The organism is Nocardioides nematodiphilus, from assembly GCF_020216525.1.
Lineage (GTDB): Bacteria > Actinomycetota > Actinomycetes > Propionibacteriales > Nocardioidaceae > Nocardioides > Nocardioides nematodiphilus.
In genome coordinates, this window is the sequence record NZ_JAIWOY010000001.1 from 482,873 (window position 1) to 501,809 (window position 18,937).

The 18,937-nt window shown below is 71.5% G+C and carries 18 protein-coding genes and 1 tRNA gene; 8 read left to right on the forward strand and 11 right to left on the reverse strand.

Annotated features, from left to right (window positions below; all coding sequences use genetic code 11):
* Positions 1–6 precede the first annotated feature (6 nt).
* Complete coding sequence (locus tag KSO98_RS02380; protein WP_225283225.1) at positions 7–459, reverse strand: GatB/YqeY domain-containing protein; 453 nt, start codon at positions 457–459, stop codon at positions 7–9.
* 26 nt (positions 460–485) lie between these two features.
* Here KSO98_RS02380 and KSO98_RS02385 point away from each other — a divergent pair, with 26 nt between their 5' ends.
* The 4 genes from KSO98_RS02385 to KSO98_RS02400 all read left to right on the forward strand — a co-directional run bounded on the left by KSO98_RS02385 (position 486) and on the right by KSO98_RS02400 (position 4,052).
* Positions 486–1,394, forward strand: coding sequence for a metallophosphoesterase (locus KSO98_RS02385; RefSeq protein WP_225283226.1), 909 nt, complete (start codon positions 486–488; stop codon positions 1,392–1,394).
* A 58-nt stretch (positions 1,395–1,452) separates the two neighbouring features.
* Positions 1,453–1,529 (forward strand) — tRNA-Pro (locus tag KSO98_RS02390).
* 135 nt (positions 1,530–1,664) lie between these two features.
* The gene (locus KSO98_RS02395; protein WP_225283227.1) at positions 1,665–2,447 is read left to right on the forward strand and encodes an SDR family NAD(P)-dependent oxidoreductase; all 783 of its coding nucleotides are present in this window, start codon (positions 1,665–1,667) and stop codon (positions 2,445–2,447) included.
* Positions 2,448–2,501: 54 nt separating this feature from the next.
* Positions 2,502–4,052, forward strand: coding sequence for an acyl-CoA carboxylase subunit beta (locus KSO98_RS02400; protein ID WP_225283228.1), 1,551 nt, complete (start codon positions 2,502–2,504; stop codon positions 4,050–4,052).
* A gap of 52 nt (positions 4,053–4,104) precedes the next feature.
* Here KSO98_RS02400 and KSO98_RS02405 read toward each other — a convergent pair whose 3' ends face one another.
* Positions 4,105–4,782, reverse strand: a complete 678-nt coding sequence (locus KSO98_RS02405; protein WP_225283230.1) for a response regulator — start codon at positions 4,780–4,782, stop codon at positions 4,105–4,107.
* A complete protein-coding gene (locus KSO98_RS02410) occupies positions 4,779–5,876 on the reverse strand; it encodes a sensor histidine kinase (RefSeq protein ID WP_225283232.1) in 1,098 nt (365 codons plus the stop codon). Before KSO98_RS02410 ends, KSO98_RS02405 begins: the two co-directional genes overlap by 4 nt.
* A gap of 80 nt (positions 5,877–5,956) precedes the next feature.
* On the opposite strand from KSO98_RS02410, the gene KSO98_RS02415 reads away from it, so the two are divergent.
* Positions 5,957–7,906, forward strand: coding sequence for an APC family permease (locus KSO98_RS02415; protein ID WP_225283234.1), 1,950 nt, complete (start codon positions 5,957–5,959; stop codon positions 7,904–7,906).
* A gap of 18 nt (positions 7,907–7,924) precedes the next feature.
* On the opposite strand, the gene KSO98_RS02420 is transcribed toward KSO98_RS02415, so the two are convergent.
* Positions 7,925–8,509: an LOG family protein gene (locus KSO98_RS02420; protein ID WP_225283235.1), complete on the reverse strand. Its 585-nt coding sequence runs from the start codon at positions 8,507–8,509 to the stop codon at positions 7,925–7,927.
* A 198-nt stretch (positions 8,510–8,707) separates the two neighbouring features.
* On the opposite strand from KSO98_RS02420, the gene KSO98_RS02425 reads away from it, so the two are divergent.
* Both KSO98_RS02425 and KSO98_RS02430 read left to right on the forward strand, forming a co-directional pair.
* Entirely contained in the window at positions 8,708–9,925 is a 1,218-nt protein-coding gene (locus KSO98_RS02425) for a glycoside hydrolase family 6 protein (protein ID WP_225283236.1), read from the forward strand.
* Positions 9,926–9,966: 41 nt separating this feature from the next.
* Complete coding sequence (locus KSO98_RS02430) at positions 9,967–10,674, forward strand: hypothetical protein (protein WP_225283237.1); 708 nt, start codon at positions 9,967–9,969, stop codon at positions 10,672–10,674.
* Positions 10,675–10,686: 12 nt separating this feature from the next.
* On the opposite strand, the gene KSO98_RS02435 is transcribed toward KSO98_RS02430, so the two are convergent.
* From KSO98_RS02435 to KSO98_RS02460, 6 genes are read right to left on the reverse strand one after another with little or no spacing between them, the layout of a single operon-like run.
* Complete coding sequence (locus KSO98_RS02435; protein ID WP_225283238.1) at positions 10,687–11,748, reverse strand: aspartate-semialdehyde dehydrogenase; 1,062 nt, start codon at positions 11,746–11,748, stop codon at positions 10,687–10,689.
* Entirely contained in the window at positions 11,745–13,025 is a 1,281-nt protein-coding gene (locus KSO98_RS02440) for an aspartate kinase (RefSeq protein WP_225283239.1), read from the reverse strand. The genes KSO98_RS02435 and KSO98_RS02440 overlap by 4 nt, the downstream gene beginning before the upstream one ends.
* 43 nt (positions 13,026–13,068) lie before the next feature.
* Positions 13,069–13,662: a DUF5063 domain-containing protein gene (locus KSO98_RS02445; RefSeq protein WP_225283240.1), complete on the reverse strand. Its 594-nt coding sequence runs from the start codon at positions 13,660–13,662 to the stop codon at positions 13,069–13,071.
* On the reverse strand, positions 13,659–14,255 hold the full coding sequence (gene recR, locus KSO98_RS02450; protein ID WP_225283241.1) for a recombination mediator RecR: 597 nt from the start codon (positions 14,253–14,255) through the stop codon (positions 13,659–13,661). The genes KSO98_RS02445 and recR overlap by 4 nt, the downstream gene beginning before the upstream one ends.
* Positions 14,256–14,265: 10 nt before the next feature.
* A complete protein-coding gene (locus KSO98_RS02455; protein ID WP_225283243.1) occupies positions 14,266–14,652 on the reverse strand; it encodes a YbaB/EbfC family nucleoid-associated protein in 387 nt (128 codons plus the stop codon).
* A 14-nt stretch (positions 14,653–14,666) separates the two neighbouring features.
* On the reverse strand, positions 14,667–16,787 hold the full coding sequence (locus KSO98_RS02460; RefSeq protein ID WP_225283245.1) for a DNA polymerase III subunit gamma and tau: 2,121 nt from the start codon (positions 16,785–16,787) through the stop codon (positions 14,667–14,669).
* A 137-nt stretch (positions 16,788–16,924) separates the two neighbouring features.
* On the opposite strand from KSO98_RS02460, the gene KSO98_RS02465 reads away from it, so the two are divergent.
* Positions 16,925–17,779: an NAD-dependent epimerase/dehydratase family protein gene (locus KSO98_RS02465; RefSeq protein WP_225283247.1), complete on the forward strand. Its 855-nt coding sequence runs from the start codon at positions 16,925–16,927 to the stop codon at positions 17,777–17,779.
* On the opposite strand, the gene KSO98_RS02470 is transcribed toward KSO98_RS02465, so the two are convergent.
* Positions 17,770–18,924 (reverse strand): cation:proton antiporter, encoded by a 1,155-nt coding sequence (locus KSO98_RS02470; protein ID WP_225283249.1) that lies wholly within the window; start codon positions 18,922–18,924, stop codon positions 17,770–17,772. The genes KSO98_RS02465 and KSO98_RS02470 overlap by 10 nt on opposite strands.
* Positions 18,925–18,937: the final 13 nt, after the last annotated feature.

The following is an 18,937-nucleotide window of genomic DNA, read 5'->3' on the forward strand; positions in this document are numbered from 1 at the left end:
CGGAGGCTATGCGCCGAGCTGGCGCTTAACCTCCGCGGCGACGGCGCCGCCGTCCGCCGTGCCCTTGACCTGCGGGGTCACCACGCCCATCACCTTGCCCATCTCACGCGGCCCGGTGGCGCCGGTCTTCTCGATGGCCGTACGGACGATCTCGGCGATCTCCTCGGACGTGAGCTGCGCGGGCAGGTAGTCGGCGATGACGGCCGCCTCGGCGGTCTCCTTCGCGGCCTGCTCGGGGCGGCCGCCGTCGGCGAACGCGGTGGCGGCCTCACGGCGCTTCTTCGACTCGCTGGAGAGCACGGTGATGATCTCCTCGTCGGTGAGCTCGCGCGCGACCTTGCCGGAGACCTCGGCGTTGGTGATCGCCGTGAGGACCATCCGCAGGGTGCTCGAGCGGACCTCGTCGCGCGCCTTCATCGCGGTGGTCAGGTCGGTACGGATCTGCTCCTTGAGGGTCATGTGACCCAGTGTGACAGGCTGCTCACATGGGTCTGGCACGACTTCTCGGCGGTCTGGCGGCGACGGGCGTCGCCGCGGGCGCCGGCCTGGGCGCGTACGGCCTCTGGGAGGCGCGGCAGTACACGCTGCGCGAGGTCACCGTGCCGGTGCTGCCGGCAGGCGCCGACCCGCTGCGGGTGCTGCATCTGTCGGACATCCACCTCGTGCCGACGCAGCAGAGGAAGCTCGACTGGCTGGCCGGGCTGACGCTGCTGCGCCCCGACCTGGTGGTCGACACCGGCGACAACATCTCCCATCGCGGCTCGGTCGGGCCGCTGCTCGACGCGTTCGGCGCGCTGCTCGACGTGCCCGGCGTCTTCGTGCACGGCTCCAACGACTACTACGAGCCGCGGCTGCGCAACCCGCTGAAGTACCTGCTGCCCGACGACGGGGTGCGGCACACCAACGTCCCGCAGCTGCCGTGGCGCGAGCTGTCGGCGAGCTTCACCGCCGCGGGCTGGACCAACCTCACCAACACCCGCGCCCGGGTGACGGTGAAGGGGATCGACATCGCGTTCGCCGGGGTCGACGACCCGCACCTGAGGTACGACGACCTCCCCGCGGTCGCCGGCCGCGCTCCGGTGGACGCGGACCTGCGGCTCGGCGTCACCCACGCCCCGTACCTCCGGGTCCTCGACCAGTTCGCGAGCGACGGGTACGACGCGATCCTCGCCGGGCACACGCACGGCGGACAGGTGTGCCTCCCGGGCGGACGCGCGCTGACGACCAATTGCGACCTCGACCCGGCCCGCGCCCGCGGCCTGCACCGCCACCAGGACGCCTGGCTGCACGTCTCCGCAGGCCTCGGCAGCTCCCCGTACACCCGGATCCGGGTCGCCTGCCGGCCCGAGGCCACCCTCCTGACCCTGACCCCCCGGGCCGATTATCAGTCCTGATCGCGGCTCGGCTATGCTCTCGTCTCGTTGCTCGGCGGTTCGCCGCGGAGGGACGGATCGGGATGTGGCGCAGCTTGGTAGCGCGCTTCGTTCGGGACGAAGAGGCCGCAGGTTCAAATCCTGTCATCCCGACCACTTCACTTCAGCCGCGGAGATCTCCGCGGCTGAAGTCATTTTCCTGAGAGTTGCCTGCACGCGGCCGTGGTGGCGTCGCTCCCGGGTTACCTCCTTCTCCGTACGTGATCACCGACGGGGACGAGAGGCACGCCGATGCTGCTGAAGGACAAGACAATCGTCGTCACAGGAGGCAACAGCGGGATCGGTGAGGCGATCGTGCTCGCGGCCGCGCGCGAGGGTGCGAACGTCGTGATCGACTACGTCGCCCATCCGGACGAGACCCGGTCGCTCGTCGAGCGGATCGAGGCCGCCGGCGGCCGCGCGGTCGGCATCCAGGCCGACATCACCAGCTCGACGGACCTGCACGCGATGATCCAGAAGGCGGTCGACACCTTCGGCCGTATCGACGTGCTCGTGAACAACGCCGGCGTCGAGACCCGCACGGGCCTGCTCGAGACCACCGAGGAGGACTACGAGAAGGTGATGGCGGTCAACATGAAGAGCGCCTTCTTCGGATCCCAGGCCGCGGCCAAGCAGTTCATCGCACAGCAGGAGGGCGGCCAGGGCAGCGGCGGCCTGATCATCAACATCTCCTCGGTGCACGAGGACTGGCCGATGCCGGGGAACATCGCCTACTGCGTCGCCAAGGGCGGCATGCGGATGCTGACCCGGACCGCCGGCGTCGAGCTCGGCCCGCACGGCATCCGGATGGTCAACGTCGCTCCCGGAGCAGTCAGCACGCCCATCAACGCCTCGACCGAGGCCGACCCGGCGAAGATGCGCCGCCTCGATGCGGCGATCCCGCTCGGCCGGATGGCGCAGGCGGACGAGATCGCCGACGTCGTCGTGTTCCTCGCCTCCGGGAAGGCGGGGTACATGACGTCGAGCACCGTGGTGATCGACGGCGGCATCATGCAGGGCAGCGTCGGCCTCTGAGACACGGGGGCGGCCTTCCCGCGCCTGCGCGCTGATCGCGGCAGAGTGTCCCGGGTGACGTACGACGAACCCCTGCCGCACGAGCTCGCCCTCGCCGCCGTTCTGGACGAGGGCCGCCCGGAGGCGGTGGCGAAGCAGCACGGGCGCGGGAAGCTGACCGCGCGGGAGCGGATCGCGGCGCTGGTCGACCACAACACCTTCCGGGAGATCGGCGCGCTGACGGCCGGGACCGGGCCCGACGGGCGCCCCGTACCGGCCGACGGCGTGGTGTGCGGAACGGCCGACATCGACGAGCGGCCGGTCGTGGTGGTGGCCAGTGACTTCACCGCCGCGGGCGGCTCCAGCGGCGCGGTCGGCAACCAGAAGATCGAGCGGCTGTGCACGATCGCGGCCACGCGTGGCATCCCGGTGGTGATGCTGATGGACGGCGGCGGCCACCGGATCCATGAGGGGCTGGACGCCAAGGAGTTCGCGATCGGCGTGGACGTGCAGCACCTGCACACCCGGCTCTCCGGATGGGTTCCGCTGGTCGCGGCGATCCTGGGGCCGGGCTTCGGGGCGCCGACCCTGACCGCGTCGCTGTGCGATTACGTCGTCGCGGTCCGCGGCATCGCCACCCTCGGGATGGCGCCCCCTCCGCTGGTGAAGGCCGCGACCGGGGAGGTGCTCGACGACTCGGTGAGCGGGCCGGACGCGCAGGCCCGGTTCGGCAACCTGGACGCGGCAGTGGACACCGAGGAGGAGGCCCTTGACGCGATCCGGCTCTACCTCGACACGCTGCCCAGCAACGCCGAGGCACCGCTGCCGATCCGCGCGGCGGAGGCGCCTGCCGCGCGTGCGGCGGCGCTGCTCGACGAGACGGTGAGCGCGGATCCGCGTGCCGCGTACGACATGTACGACGTCCTCGCCGGACTCGTCGACGAGGACAGCGAGGTCGACCTGCGGCCCGCGTACGCGCCGAACATGGTGACCATGCTGGCCCGGGTCACGGGCCACCCGCTCGGGATCATCGCGAGCCAGCCGGCCGTACGCGCCGGCCAGCTCGACGCCGCCGCGTGTGCGAAGGCGTCACGGCTGGTGTCGCTGTGCGACGCGTACGGCATCCCGGTCCTCACCGTGATCGACCTGCCCGGTCTCGCCGTCGGGATCGAGGCGGAGCGCTCCGGCCTGGGCCGGGCGAGCATCCGGCTCTCGGCGGCCTACGGCGCGGCGACCGTCCCGCTCCTCACCGTCGTCGCGCGCAAGGGCTACGGCGGCGGCTACGTGATGATGTCCGGCGGGCGCACCTTCTCCCCCGAGCTCGTCGTCGGCTGGCCGCATGCGGAGACCGCCGTGATGGCCGCGGAGACCGCCGTCGAGCTCGTCTTCAAGCGCGATCTGGAGGCGGCCGCGTCCCCGGAGGAGCGGGCCGCCAAGAAGCAGGAGATCGCCGCCGCCTTCGACGACCGGGCCAGCGCGGTGCGCGGCGCCGAGGGATTCGGCTACGACGCGGTCATCCGGCCCTCCGAGACGCGGGCGTGGCTCGCCGAGCTGCTCCCCCAGCTGCCGCGCCACCGGCTGATGGAGACCCTCACCCCGCGCCGCCACGGCGTCGAGCCGCTCTGATCATCCGGGACGTCGCACGGGCGGTGCGCAGCGACGGAGGCGACGTCCGGCGTCACGGCTCGAAGCGGTAGCCCATCCCCGGCTCGTTGCGGAAGTGCCGCGGGCGGGCAGGGTCGGCCTCGAGCTTGCGGCGCAGCTGCGCGACGTAGAGCCGCAGGTTGCCCTGGGCGGTCTCGTAGCCCGGCCCCCAGACCTCGGTCAGCAGGTGCTGCTGGCTGAGCAGCACCCCGGGATTGCGGACGAACGTCTCCAGCAGGTGCCACTCGGTCGGCGTCAGCCGTACGTCGGCGCCCGCGACCGTGGCGCGCTTCGCGGCCAGATCGAGGACGACAGCGCCGAAGGCCACCCTCGGCTCGTCGGCGGCCTCCGGCGTGCTCCGGCGCACCATCACCCGCAGCCGCGCGAGCAACTCGTCCATGCCGAAGGGCTTGGTCACGTAGTCGTCCGCGCCGGCGTCCAGCGCGTCGACCTTGTCGACGCTGTCCGCGCGTCCGGAGAGCACCAGGATCGGCACCGCGGACGAGTGCCGCAGCGCCGCGATGACCGCGACGCCGTCCATGTCGGGCAGGCCCAGGTCGAGGATCACCACGTCCGGCGACGCGGCCGCCGCCACCGTGAGCGCCTCGGCCCCGTCACCGGCGGTGCTGACGGCGTAGCCGCGCGCGCGGAGGTTGATCGCGAGCGCGCGGACGATCTGCGGCTCGTCGTCGACGACCAGGATGCGGGTCACCCGGCGGCCTCCCGCTCGGCCCCGTGCTCGGCCCCGCGCGCGGGCAGCGCCACGATCATCGTCAGACCGCCGCCGGGAGTCACCGCCGGCGTCAGGCTCCCGCCCATCGCCTCGAGCAGGCCGCGGCACAGCGCGAGACCCAGCCCCACCCCGGAGCCGGGCGAGGTGTCCCCGAGACGCTGGAACGGCACGAAGACACGGTCGCGATCGGCCTCGGGGATGCCCGGGCCGTGGTCGATCACCCGCAGCTCGATCCGCTCGTCGACGAGTCCGGCAGCGAGCGTCGGTGGGCGTCCCGGCGGCGAGAAGCGCTGCGCGTTGGAGACCAGGTTGGCGATCACCCGCTCCAGGAGGCCCGCGTCGGCGAGCACGTACGGGAGGTCCTCTGGGATCTCGAGCAGCACGGCCAGGGGCTCGACGCCGACCTCGTCGAGCGCTCGCGCGGCGACGTCGTCGAGGGCGACGTACCGGACCCGCACCGGCATCGCGCCGCTCTGCAGGCGGCTCAGGTCGAGCAGGTTGTCGACCAGCGAGGTGAGCCGATCCAGGGCCCCGTCAGCGCTCTCGAGGAGCTCGGCGCGGTCCTCCTCGGAGATCTCCACGTCGGCCGAGCGCAGGCCGGAGACCACCGCCTTGGCGGTGGCGAGTGGCGTACGGAGGTCGTGTCCGACCGCGGCGAGGAGCGCGGTGCGCAGCCGGTTGCCGGCCTCGAGCCCGGCGGCGGCCGCGGCCGCCTGCTGGCGTCGCGCCGCGACGTCGACGACGCCGCTCACCATCACCGAGACCACCACGAAGCCGAACAGCGCGATCACGTTGTTGGAGTCGTGGATCACCAGGCTGTGCACGGGGTCGGTGAACCAGAAATTCAGCGCGCCGGCCGATGCCACCGCAGCCAGCAGAGAGGGGCCGAGGCCGCCGACCAGCGAGACCCCCACGACCAGCACCAGGAAGACGAGCACGTCGGTGGCCAGGTTGAACGTGCCGCGCAGCGGCTCGAGCACCATCACGAGCAGCGCCGAGCCGACGACGGCGAGGCCGTACCCCTGCGCCCGCCGGCGGGCGCTGAGGCTGCTGCGCGACCGGGACGGGCTCATGACGGACATTGTGCCGGGGCCGGCGTTAGGGGTCCGTTAGGAGCGCCCCGGTCCCCCGATCCGCGACCTTGGATGGGGGCATGAGCATCTCCGTGCGCCAGCCGGCGCCTCGCACGTCACGCTTCCGGGACTGGCTGTTCTACCGGCCGGAGGAGATCGCGCACGCGGGTCCGCACGCCGTCGAGGCCCACGGCGAGAAGCCGGAGCCGTGGTGGAAGGTGATGTGCCTGACCGGCGTCGACTACTTCTCGACCCTCGGCTACCAGCCGGGGATCGCGTTCCTGGCCGCCGGCGCGGTCTCGCCGATCGCGACGGTCGTCCTGGTCCTGCTCACCCTGCTCGGCGCGCTGCCCGTCTACCGCCGCGTCGCCGCCGAGAGCCCGCACGGCCAGGGCTCGATCGCGATGCTGGAGCGGCTGCTGCCGTTCTGGAAGGGCAAGCTGTTCGTCCTGGCCCTGCTCGGCTTCGCGCTGACCGACTTCATCATCACCATCACGCTCTCGGCGGCCGACGCCAGCGCGCACATCGTCGAGAACCCGCACCTGCCGTTCCTGCACGGCGGACAGCTGTGGATCACGCTCGGCCTGATCGCGTTGCTCGGTGCGGTCTTCCTCAGAGGGTTCGGCGAGGCGATCAGCGTCGCGGTCGGCCTGGTCTTTGCCTACCTGCTGCTCAACGCGGTGGTGATCGCGGTCGCTGCGAGTCACGTCTTCGGGGAGGGGCACGTGGTCGGCGACTGGCACTCCGCGCTCACCCAGCAGCACGGCAACAGCCTGCTGGTCGTCGGCGTCGCACTCACCGTCTTCCCCAAGCTCGCCCTCGGCATGTCCGGCTTCGAGACCGGGGTCGCGGTGATGAGCCACGTGAGCGGGGCGCCGGGCGACACGGTCCGGAACCCCGCTGGCCGGATCCGCAACACCAAGCGGCTCCTGACCGTGGCGGCCTGCATCATGAGCGTCTACCTGATCGCCTCGTCCTTCGTGACGACACTCCTCATCCCCGCCGACGAGTTCCAGACCGGTGGTAGCGCCAACGGCCGCGCACTGGCCTATCTCGCCCACCTCTACCTCGGGAACGGGTTCGGCACGGTCTACGACGCCTCGACGGTGCTGATCCTGTGGTTCGCCGGGGCATCGGCGATGGCCGGGATGCTCAACCTCATCCCGCGCTACCTGCCGCGCTACGGCATGTCGCCGGAGTGGGCCGGTGCTGTCCGGCCGCTGGTGATCGTGTTGACCTCAATCGGGTTCCTCATCACCTGGATCTTCGACGCCGACGTCGACGCCCAGGGCGGCGCGTACGCCACCGGCGTGCTGGTGCTGATGACATCCGCCGCGGTGGCGGTGACGCTGGCGGCTCGCCGGGCGGGGCAGCGGTTGCGGACGGTCGCCTTCGGGGTGATCTCGCTGGTGTTCGTCTACACGACGATCACCAACGTTGCCGAGCGTCCCGACGGCGTGAAGATCGGGTCGCTCTTCATCGCCGCCATCATCGCGGTGTCGTTCATGTCGCGGCTGGCGCGCTCGTTCGAGCTGCGCACGGTAGAGATCGAGTACGACGCCAAGGCCGAGCGCTTCATCCGCGACTGCTCGCGCCGTGCGCTGCGGCTTGTTGCGAACGAGCCGGGAGCGCGCGACGTCGAGGAGTATCGCGAGAAGCTCACCCAGATCGCCGAGGACCACGACCTGCGCGACACCTCCGACCTCGTCTTCGTCGAGGTGACGGTGAAGGACTACAGCGACTTCGAGGGCTCACTGCGAGTGCGTGGCGTCGTGATGCACGACCAATATCGGGTACTCACCCTCGAAGCACCGTCGGTGCCGAACGCGCTCGCCGCATTGCTGCTCGATATCCGCGACCGCACCGGAGCACGGCCACACATCTACTTCGAGTGGACCGAGGGAAACCCGCTCAGCCACCTGCTGAAGTTCCTGCTGTTCGGCAGCGGCGAGGTCGCGCCGATCACCCGCGAGGTGCTGCGGCGCGCCGAGCGGGACCGGGGCAGGCGCCCGCACCTGCATGCCGGCTGAGCGACGGGGCCCCGCTCCTCAGCCCTTGAGCTTGTCCTGGAACTCGACGCCGCGGCCCTCGGCGAAGCCCACCAGGGCGCCGTCGAGGGTGTCGGCGACGACGGCGTCGTCGAGCACCTCCTGACGTACGAAACCCGCGGCGACCATGCTCCGCAGCGCGACCAGGAGCGGGCGCCAGAAGTCGCCGATGTCCAGGAAGCCCACGGGGTCGTCGTTGAAGCCGATCTGGCGCCAGCTCCACATCTCGATGATCTCCTCGAGCATGCCGATGCCCCCGGGCAGCGCGAGGAAGGCGTCGCTGAGCTCGGCCATCAGCGCCTTGCGCTCGTGCATCGTCTCGACGACGTGCAGCTCGGTGAGGTCCTCGCGGCCCCACTCGCGCTCGACCATCGAGCGCGGGATCACGCCGATCACCTCGCCGCCGGCGTTGAGAGCGCCGTCGGCGAGCGCACCCATCAAGCCGTAGCCGCCACCGCCGTAGACGAGCCCGATCCCGCGCTCGGCGAGACCGCGCCCGACGTCGTACGCGGTGCGCATCATCGCCTCGTCATGGCCCGGCGACGAACCGCAGAAGACCGCGAGCCGCGTGAGCGTGGGCGCCACCGATTCAGTGGGCACGGGCTGCCGTCCCGGTGGTGGCGCTCAGCTCGCTGATCCTCATCGTGGCCCCCTGCGTCCGGCCCGAAGGCCGGCGGTTGACATCCGGGTCAGACCTTAGCGCTGCGGTCACGGCAAGGACCGGGAGGGGATTGACAGTGACGTCACGGTCAAGGCGTCGCGACGGCTGCCGATGGATCCTAGGTGAATCGCCGCACCGTCCTGCCCGTCGTCCTGCTCGCCACCCTGCTCCTCGCGCTCGTGGCCGGCCTGGTCGGGCTGTCCGGTGGGAGCGGCTCGGCGGCGACGGTCGCGGCACGGCGTGCCCCCTCGGCCGCCCCGACGCCCAGCACCCCGCCGAACCCGACGTACTACGACGTCCCGATGGGCGGCACGCCGTACGCGGCGAACCCGCGCAATCCGCTGGCCGGCGGCACCTGGAGCGTCAACCAGGGCTACTGGGACCAGGGCCTCTTCTCCGCCTGGGAGCACGCGAGCGGCACGGACAAGACCTACCTGGCGAAGTCGGCACTGCAGCCGAAGGCGCTGTGGTTCACGATCGGCAACTCGAGCCCGGCGCGTCATAGCACGGCGGTCTCGAGCTACATCGCCCTCGAGCAGCACGGCGACCCGAACATGCTGGTCCAGCTCGCGGTCTTCGGCATCTGGGGCTACCGCGGCGAGGGGCAGCGCCTCGTCTCGCCGCTGACCGCCCAGGAGAAGACCGACTACCGCGCCTGGATCCGCTCGGTCTCCACCCAGATCGGCACCTCGCGCGTGGCGGTCATCCTCGAGCCCGACCTGGCCCTCGCGGTCAACCGTCTCGACCTGCCCAAGGAGCAGCGCACCCAGGGCTGGAAGGCGCGCCAGAAGCTCACCGCGTACGCCGCGAAGACGTTCCACGACAACAACCGGCACGCCGCGGTCTACCTCGACGCGGGCGACGCCGACTGGCTGACCACGGCGCAGGCGGTCGACCTGCTGCAGCGCTCGGGCATCCAGTACGCGCGCGGCTTCGCCCTCGGCGCCACCCACTACTCCTCGACCCAGGACGACATCGCGCGCAGCGCCGAGCTCGCCTCGGCCCTCGCGGCCCACGGGGTGCGGAGCCACGCCGTGATCGACACGGCCGACAACGGCCGGGCGTTCACCTACCAGCAGTTCTACGCCGCGCACCCGAAGTCGTTCTTCGACAACTCCTTCCCCTGCGCGCCGAGCAAGGTGACGGTGTGCAACGCGCTCGGCGTCGCCCCGACCTGGAAGGTCACCTCGACCGCGCTCCCGCTGACCACGTCACAGAAGGCCACCGCCGCCACGTACGTCGACGGGTACCTCTGGTTCGGCCGGCCGTGGCTCAAGGACCAGGCGACGCCGTTCGTGAAGAAGAAGGCGATCCTCGCGGGGCAGTACTCGCCGTTCTGAGCGACGCACTGGAACGTGTTGCAGGTGCGACACTGTTCCGCATGAACGACGACGCCGAGTCCAAGCTCGCCGCGCCGAAGCTCTTCGGGCGCAAGAAGGGCGATGGCACTCCTCCGCCGCGGAGCGAGCCGGAGGCGGTGCCCGCCGACACGACGACCGCCGGCGCCGAGCCCGCGGCCGCGGCCGCGGCCGCCGAGCCTCTCGCCCCCGAACCCGAACCCGAGCGCGTCGCCCCGGAGCCGGTCACTGCCGAGCCCCTGCCGGTGAAGCTTGCCACGCCCGCGACGGCGCCCACACCCGAGAAGGCCCCGAGGCCGCGTCGCGAGCGGCCGGGCCTGCCGAAGGTCCGACTCAGCGGGATGCAGATGGCCGGCGTCGCCGGGATCCTGGTCGGCCTCTTCCTGGTGCTGGCGACGTACGGCTCGCTCCACCTGTGCGCGACGGTCCGCGGTGCGGAGACGTGCGGCGGCAAGGCCGGCTTCCCGTTGCTGCTCGCGACCGGGATCCTCGCCGTGGTCGGCGGGGGCGCGCTGCTGCGACTCGGCGGCGTCCGCTCCCCGATGGGCGACAGCTTCCTCGCCGTGGCCCTGGTCGCGGTGATCACCGTGCTCTTCCTCGGCGACCACTACCAGGCGTGGTGGATGCTCATCGTCGTGCCGCTGCTCGGCCTGCTGGCGTACCTGCTGGCGCACTGGGTGAGCGTGACATACATCGACCCGGCCGACGAGGACGCCGACCGGGTCGAGTGAGACTGGTGGAGATCAGAGCTGAGCGGCGACGATCTCCGCGAGCTGGACGGTGTTGAGCGCGGCACCCTTGCGCAGGTTGTCGCCCGACACGAAGAGCGCGAGCCCGCGGTTGCCGGGGACGCCCTCGTCCTGGCGGATGCGACCCACGTACGACGGGTCCTTGCCGGCGGCCTGCAGCGGGTTCGGGATCTCGGAGAGCACGACGCCCTCGGCGCCCTGCAGGATCGCGGTGGCCCGCTCGGGGGTCATCTCGCGCTCGAACTCGGCGTTGATCGACAGCGAGTGCCCGGTGAAGACCGGCACCCGGACGTTGGTCGCGGAGACCAGCAGCTCGGGCAGGCCGAGGATCTTGCGGGACTCGTTGCGGAGCTTCTGCTCCTCGTCGGTCTCGTTGAGGCCGTCCTCGACGAGGTTGCCGGCGAAGGGCAGCACGTTGTACGCGATGGTGCGCTTGTAGACGCCCGGCTCCGGGAAGGCCACGGCCTCGCCGTCGTAGGCGAGCTCACGAGCCTTGTCGCCGGCGAACGCGACCCCGTCGGCCAGCTCGGCGACACCGGCGATGCCGGAGCCCGAGACGGCCTGGTAGGTGGAGACGATGAGGCGCTTGAGGCCGGCCGCGTCGTGCAGCGGCTTGAGCACCGGCATCGCGGCCATCGTCGTGCAGTTGGGGTTGGCGATGATGCCTCGCCCGGCTGCGATGACCTCGGCCGCGGCCTCCGGGTTGACCTCGGAGACGACCAGCGGGATCTCATCGATCTTGCGGAAGGCGCTCGAGTTGTCGATCACGATGACGCCCGCGTCCACGAAGGTCGGGACGAGCGCGCGCGAGGCGGTGGCGCCGGCGCTGAACAGCGCGATGTCGAGACCCGTCGGGTCCGCGGTGGCGGCATCCTCGACGACGATGTCGCGGCCCTCGTACACGATCGTCGTGCCGGCCGACTTCGGCGAGGAGAAGAGCCGGATCTCGCCGACCGGGAAGTTGCGCTCGGCGAGGATCTGGCGCATCGCGACGCCGACCTGGCCGGTCGCGCCGACGATGCCGATGTTGATGGGCCTGCTGATGGTGGAGCTCATCGTCCGGTACCTCCGTAGACGACAGCCTCGATCTCGTCGGAGCCGAGGTCGAATGCGGCGTGGGCGGCGTTGACCGCCTCCTGGACCTGGGCCTCGGCCACGACGACCGAGACGCGGATCTCCGAGGTGGAGATCATCTCGATGTTCACCCCGGCGTCCGAGAGCGCCTGGAAGAAGCGGGCGGTGATGCCGGGGGCCGACGACATGCCGGCGCCGACGATGGAGACCTTGCCGACCGAGTCGTCGTACTGCAGACGGTCGTAGCCGACCGTGTCCTGCAGGCGGGCGAGCGCCGTCATGGCGGTCTGGCCCTCGCCACGCGGCAGCGTGAAGGAGATGTCGGTCAGGCCGGTGGCCGCGGCCGACACGTTCTGGACGATCATGTCGATGTTGGCCTGCGCGTCGGCGAGCGCGCCGAAGATCGCGGCCGCCTCACCGACCTTGTCCGGCACGCCGACGACCGTGATCTTGGCCTGGCTGCGGTCGTGCGCGACGCCGGTGATGATGGCGGCTTCCATGGTGATCTCCTCAGTGACAACGTCCTCGGCGCGAACCACCCAGGTGCCCTCCTTGTCGGAGAAGGAGGAGCGGACGTGGATCGGCATGTTGTAGCGGCGCGCGTACTCGACGCAGCGCAGGTGCAGGATCTTGGCGCCCTGGGCGGCCATCTCCAGCGTCTCCTCGTAGGAGATGCGCGGGACCTTGCGGGCCCGCGGCTCGATGCGGGGGTCGGCGGTGAAGATGCCGTCGACGTCGGAGTAGATCTCGCAGACGTCGGCCTTGAGCGCGACCGCGAGCGCGACGGCGGTCGTGTCCGAGCCACCGCGACCGAGCGTGGTGATGTCCTTGGTGGTCTGCGAGACGCCCTGGAAGCCGGCGACGATCGCGATCGCGCCCTCGGCCAGCGCCTCCTCGACGCGTCCCGGGGTGACGTCGATGATCTTCGCGCGGCCGTGCTCGGCGTCGGTGATGACACCGGCCTGCGACCCGGTGAAGGAGCGCGCCTCGTGACCCAGGTCGTGGATCGCCATCGCGAGGACGGCCATCGAGATGCGCTCGCCCGCGGTGAGCAGCATGTCGAGCTCGCGCGCCGGCGGCAGCGGGGAGACCTCGTTGGCCAGATCGATCAGCTCGTCGGTCGTGTCACCCATCGCGGAGACGACGACGACGACCTGGTGCCCCTGCTTCTTCGTGTTGACGATCCGCTGCGCGACGCGCTTGACGCCTTCGGCGTTGGCGACGGACGAACCACCGAACTTCTGGACGACGATACCCACGTAGAAGATCCTCGGAGTTGTGCAGGGGAAGGGCCACCGAATTCTATCGGGCGGCGTCCCCCAACATCTCATCCGCAGCAGCCAGGTCCTCGTCCTCGCCGGTGAACGGCTCGGCGTCGAGGCGGTCGTGGGCGATCACCATGAGCAGCGCGTTGAGCACGGCGCCGGCCAGGTTGCCCCAGTTGTTGACGTAGCTGAACTGCCACCACCACAGCGCCTCGTCGACGTTGCCGAGGCGGTAGTGCCGCAGCCCGTTCTCGAGGTCGGTGACGACACTGGCCACGTCGTCGGAGATCTGGCTGACCAGGATCTCGGGCTCGTACGGGTCGAAGACGAAGCTGTACGTGTCGACGCTGTCGAGGATCTCCGCCAGGCCCATCCGCAGCTCGTCGACGTCGGCCTCCTCGCCCACGTCGGGCTGGTACTCCTCGCGCGGCTCGAAGTCGCTCTGCGCGCCCAGGCGCGCACCGGTCAGCAGCACCTGGCTCACCTCGAGGAGGAGCAGCGGGATGGCGCTGCCGCCGTCGCCGGAGGCCGCGATCGCGCGTACGGCGAGCAGGAAGCTCTCGACCGAGTCGGCGATCTGGGCGGAGAAGTCCTCGCCCTCGCTGGTGGTGATCACTGGACTACTGGTCATTCGGCGCTCCGCCTTCCTACGAACGCTCGTCCGAGGGTGACCTCGTCGGCGTACTCCAAGTCTCCGCCCACAGGCAGGCCGCTGGCCAGCCTCGTCACCCGCAACCCGAACGGGCTCAGCTGACGCGTCAGGTAGGTGGCGGTGGCCTCGCCCTCGAGGTTGGGGTCGGTGGCGAGGATGATCTCGTTGATCTGGGTGTCGGTGAGCCGGCTCATCAGCTCGCGGATCCGCAGCTGGTCGGGGCCGATGCCGTCGATCGGGCTGATCGCGCCGCCGAGCACGTGGTAGCGACCCTTGAACTCGCGGGTGCGCTCGATGGCGACGACGTCCTTGTACTCCTCCACGACGCACAGCACGCTGGGGTCGCGGCGCGGGTCGCGGCAGATCCGGCAGGTCTCCTCCTCGGAGACGTTGAAGCAGATCGAGCAGAACTTCACCCGCTGCTTGACCTCCACCAGGACACGCGCCAGCCGCTCCACGTCGGCCGGGTCGGCCTGGAGCAGGTGGAACGCGATGCGCTGCGCGCTCTTGGGACCCACGCCCGGCAGTCGGCCGAGCTCGTCGATCAGGTCCTGGACGACGCCTTCGTACAAGTGAGTTTCCTTAGAAGCCGAGCTGGCCGGGGGTGCCGGGGTCGGCGCCACCCATGCCCGGGAGTCCGCCGGCGATCGGGCCCAGCTGCTGCTGGGCCAGGGCGTCGGCCTGGGTCTTGGCGTCACGGTAGGCCGCGACGATCACCGAGGCGAGATCCTCGAGCTCATCGGGGTCGTTGCCGTCGAACTCGCCCTGGCGGATCTCGAGGCCGACGAGCTCGCCGACCCCGCTGACCTTGACCTTCACGGCGCCGCCGGCGACGGTGCCCTCGACGATCGTCTCGGCCAGCTGCTCCTGGGCCGAGGCGATCTGCTGCTGCATCTGCTGGGCCTGCTGCATCAGGGCGTTGAGGTCGAAGCCTCCACCGCCGAGCGCGTCGAACGGGTTCTGCGTCATCTCTGTCTCCCTGACTAGTTGTGCTTGATCTCTTCGATGATCTGGGCGCCGAGCTCACGCTGGAGGAGCTCGGTGCCGCCGAGCTGCTCGTCCTCGAAGGCCTCGTCATCCGGTCGTACGTCGGCGTCGCGCGCCGCGAGCTCCTCGGCGCGGCTCTGCTCGGCGGCCTTCGCGTCGGGGTCCGGGGCGCCGATCCGGGTCGGCTGGATCGCCTCGCGGGCGGCACGCGTGATGTCCTGAGCCGGGGCGGCCGGCTCCGGAGCGTCATCGGTGGCCCACGGCGGCGGAGCCTGGTCGACCGGGGCCGCCGACTCCTGACGGGCCGGCTCCACGGGCGCCGGGGCCGCCTGCGGGGGCGCGGCGGCGGGTGGCGTGGCCGGCGCCTCGCCCTGGTGGACGATCGCCTCGATCCGCCACGATGCACCGATCACGTCGGTGATCGCCTGCTTGAGCGGGCCCTCGTGGTTGCCGCCGGTGAACTGCTCGCGCAGGCCCGGGGTGTTGAAGCCCAGCGTCAGCACGTCGCCCTCGAGGCCGACGACCTGCGCGTTGTGGCTGACCAGCGCCCACGTCGCCTTGCGCAGGCCGTTGAGCGCGTTGATCACGTCGGGCCACAGCCGGCGTACATCGACGGCGCCCAGGCCGCCGCTGCTCGCGGCAGGGGTCGCGGGCGCGGGCGCGGGTGACGGGGTGGGGGCCGGAGCGACCTTCGGGACCACCTCGGACTCGGTGGGCGCGCCCCACGGCTCGGGCTCGGCGGCCGACGGCGAGGGCGTCTCGGCGGGCGGCTGGACGGGCGCCTGGGCTGGCGGCTGGGGCGGCAGCGGAGCGACCCTCGAGACCACCTCGGGCTCCGCTGCCGGCGCGTGGCCGGGTGCGCCGACCGAGGGACGCAGGACGGGACGATCCTGGGCCGGGGGCGCCGCCGGGGCGGCGGGCGCAGCGGTCGGCACGCCGGAGACCGAGAGCCGGCGCTCGATCCGGTCGAGGCGCGCGGCCAGGCCGTCGACGCCGTGGTCGGCACCGGGGAGCAGGACGCGCGCGCAGATCAGCTCGAGCAGCAGCCGGGGCGCGGTCGCGCCGCGCATCTCGGTCAGACCGGTGGCCACCAGGTCGGCGGCGCGCGACAGGTCGTGGGCGCCGAAACGGGTCGCCTGCGCGACCAGCCGCTCGGCGGCGTCCTCGGCGACATCGATCAGGCCGGTCGCCGGCGCGTCCGGGACGGCGGCGACGATCACCAGGTCGCGCAGCCGGCGCAACAGGTCCTCGGTGAAGCGGCGGGGGTCCTGCCCGGTCTCGATCACCTTGTCGACAACGCCGAAGACGGCCGAGCCGTCACCGGCGGCGAACGCATCGATCACCTCGTCCAGGAGGCTGTCGGGCGTGTAGCCCAGCAGGCCGGCGGCGAGGTCGTACGTGACGCCCTCGGGGCCGGAGCCGCCGAGGAGCTGGTCCATCACCGAGAGCGTGTCCCGGGCGGAGCCGGCGCCGGCGCGTACGACCAGCGGCAGGGCGGCCGGCTCGACCTTCACGCCCTCCTTGTCGCACAGCTCGCCGAGATAGCTCGTCAGGAGCCGCGGCGGGATCAGCCGGAACGGGTAGTGGTGCGTGCGGGAGCGGATGGTCGGGATGACCTTCTCCGGCTCGGTGGTCGCGAAGATGAAGCGCAGGTGCTCCGGCGGCTCCTCGACCAGCTTGAGCAGGGCGTTGAAGCCCTGCGTGGAGACCATGTGGGCCTCGTCGATGATGTAGACCTTGTAGCGCGACCGGACCGGCGCGAAGAAGGCCTTCTCCCGCAGGTCGCGGGCGTCGTCGACACCGCCGTGGGAGGCCGCGTCGATCTCGATCACGTCGATGCTGCCCGGGCCGCCGCGGGCCAGGTCGCGACACGAGTCGCACTCGCCGCACGGGTCGGCGATCGGGGCCTTCTCGCAGTTCAGCGCGCGGGCCAGGATGCGGGCCGACGTGGTCTTGCCGCAACCGCGCGGACCGGAGAAGAGGTAGGCGTGGTTGACCCGGTTGTTCGCCAGCGCGGCGCGCAGCGGCGTGGTGACGTGCTCCTGGCCGATGACCTCAGCGAACGTCTCGGGCCGGTATCGGCGGTAGAGGGCGAGCGGCCCCTTCGATGCGTCCACGCATGAACCCTAGACGACTGCGGGAGCGGCAGCGCGAGCGAGGAACGAGGTCAGGCGCTCGCCGCGAACGGAGGAGCGAGGGACGCAGCGCTCCACCCCCACCGACAGACGCGAGGTCGTCGACTAGCGTCGTCCGCATGAGCGAGCGTGTGATCGTCACAGGTGGGTGCGGGAAGCTGGGCCGGGCGGTGGTCGAGGACCTCGTCGCGCACGGCCGACAGGTCATCGTGTTCGACCGCGCAGCACCCGAGCGCACCGACGTCACCTTCGTCCCGGTCGACCTCACCGACTACGCCCAGGTGCTCGACGCGATGCACGGCGTCGAGGAGCGGTACGAGGGCGTGGACGCCGTCGTCCACCTCGCCGCGATCCCCGCACCCGGCCTCGCGCCGGACGCGGCGACCTTCGCCAACAACATGAACGCGAGCTATCACGTCTTCCAGGCCGCGCGCCGCTGCGGCGTCAAGAACATCGTGTGGGCCTCGAGCGAGACGGTGCTCGGCCTGCCGTTCGACACCCCGCCGCCGTACGTCCCGGTCGACGAGGAGTACGCACCCCGCCCGGAGAGCACGTACTCGATGGTGAAAACCCTCGAGGAGACGATGGCCGGCGAGCTCTGCCGCTGGGACCCCGCGCTCAAGATGTACGGCCTGCGCTTCTCCAACGTGATGGAGCCGCAGGACTACGACGCCTTCCCCTCCTACGACGCCGACGCGCGCGCCCGGAAGTGGAACCTGTGGGGCTACATCGACGCTCGCGACGGCGCCCAGGCCGTCCGCAAGGCGCTCGAGCACCCCGGCACCGGCCGCGAGGTCTTCATCATCGCCAACGCCGACACCGTGATGTCGCGTCCCAACAGCGAGCTGCTCGACGAGGTCTTCCCCGGCGTCGAGCGCCGCGGCGAGATCGGTGAGCACGACACGCTGCTCTCGATCGCGAAGGCGCGTCGTGTGCTCGGCTACGAGCCGGAGCACAGCTGGCGTCAGCGGTAGGCGGCCACCGACGTCACCATGCCGGCCCGCGTGGCGAGCCCGCCACCGAGGACCGCCAGCCCGATCGTGACCAGGGCGCCGAGCATGAGTGCGGCGGCCTCTCCCGGGCGCAGCACGCCGAGCTGTCCGCCGACGGTCGCCGCCGCCACCGGCACCCCGAGCTGGGCGCAAGCCAGCAGCCCGAGCGGGATCGGCTGGCCGAGCACCCGGCCGCCGATCACGTGCGTCGCCCCGGCGGCGAGCCCGAGCGCGGCCCCGAGCCCGATCATCCCCGGGTGGGTGCCGAAGGCGCGCAGGTCGAGGCTCGAGCCGAGCCAGATGAAGAAGAGCGGCCCGAAGAAGCCCTCCGTCAGCGCGAAGAGCTGCTTGGCCAGCCGGCGGGGCTCGCCCACGGCGGTGACCGCCAGCCCGAACGCGAAGCCGGCCAGCATGATCGACACGTGCGTGCGCACGGCCAGCGCCGCCAGGGCGAAGAGCACGATCAGCTGGATCCGCAGCTCGGCGGCGAAGAGCCGCCGCTCGGAGACGTCGTGCACCCGCTTGCGCACGCCGTTGCGCTCGAGACGGCGGAAGACGATGAAGACCAGTGCGGAGGCTCCGACCACGGCGGCCGCCCCGCCGGCGGCCCGCAGCGCGTGGTGCGGGTCGACCGCCAGGGGCAGCGCCACGATGCAGGCCGAGTCGGCGATGGCGATCTGCGGCAGCAGGCCCAGCACCTGTGGGCCGCCGAGGCCGAGCGAGTCCACGATCGGCAGGACCAGCGCCGCGCTCGAGGAGGCGAGCAGCACCGCGAAGAGCGCACCGTGCGGCACGCCGCTGACCACCGCGATCAGCCAGCCACCGACGGCGGCGAGCACCCCGATCAGCACCGCCCGGAGCAGACCGCCGCGCAGCGCGGGCTCGATCGCCGGGTCCCGTACGGGCACGTGCGTCCCGGCCACGAACATCACCAGGGCGAAGCCGATGTCGGCCAGGAACGTGAAGGTGACGTCGCCCGCGTCGAGATAGCCGAAGCCCGTACGCCCGACGACCACGCCCGCCAGCAGCTCGCCGAGCACGACCGGCAGGTGCCAGCCGCGCGGGTACGCGAGCACCGGACCGAGGAGTCCGAGCAGGCCGACGACGGCCAGCTGGGTGAACGTCATGCCCGGACGCTAG

Coding starts and splice junctions, on each gene's coding strand:
- KSO98_RS02430 (WP_225283237.1), top strand. CDS start 9,967: ATGAACGACGACGCCGAGTCCAAGCTCGCCGCGCCGAAGCTCTTCGGG.
- KSO98_RS02435 (WP_225283238.1), bottom strand. CDS start 11,748: ATGAGCTCCACCATCAGCAGGCCCATCAACATCGGCATCGTCGGCGCG.
- KSO98_RS02470 (WP_225283249.1), bottom strand. CDS start 18,924: ATGACGTTCACCCAGCTGGCCGTCGTCGGCCTGCTCGGACTCCTCGGT.
- KSO98_RS02410 (WP_225283232.1), bottom strand. CDS start 5,876: ATGAGCCCGTCCCGGTCGCGCAGCAGCCTCAGCGCCCGCCGGCGGGCG.
- KSO98_RS02385 (WP_225283226.1), top strand. CDS start 486: ATGGGTCTGGCACGACTTCTCGGCGGTCTGGCGGCGACGGGCGTCGCC.
- KSO98_RS02455 (WP_225283243.1), bottom strand. CDS start 14,652: ATGACGCAGAACCCGTTCGACGCGCTCGGCGGTGGAGGCTTCGACCTC.
- KSO98_RS02415 (WP_225283234.1), top strand. CDS start 5,957: ATGAGCATCTCCGTGCGCCAGCCGGCGCCTCGCACGTCACGCTTCCGG.
- KSO98_RS02465 (WP_225283247.1), top strand. CDS start 16,925: ATGAGCGAGCGTGTGATCGTCACAGGTGGGTGCGGGAAGCTGGGCCGG.
- KSO98_RS02380 (WP_225283225.1), bottom strand. CDS start 459: ATGACCCTCAAGGAGCAGATCCGTACCGACCTGACCACCGCGATGAAG.
- KSO98_RS02445 (WP_225283240.1), bottom strand. CDS start 13,662: ATGACCAGTAGTCCAGTGATCACCACCAGCGAGGGCGAGGACTTCTCC.
- KSO98_RS02395 (WP_225283227.1), top strand. CDS start 1,665: ATGCTGCTGAAGGACAAGACAATCGTCGTCACAGGAGGCAACAGCGGG.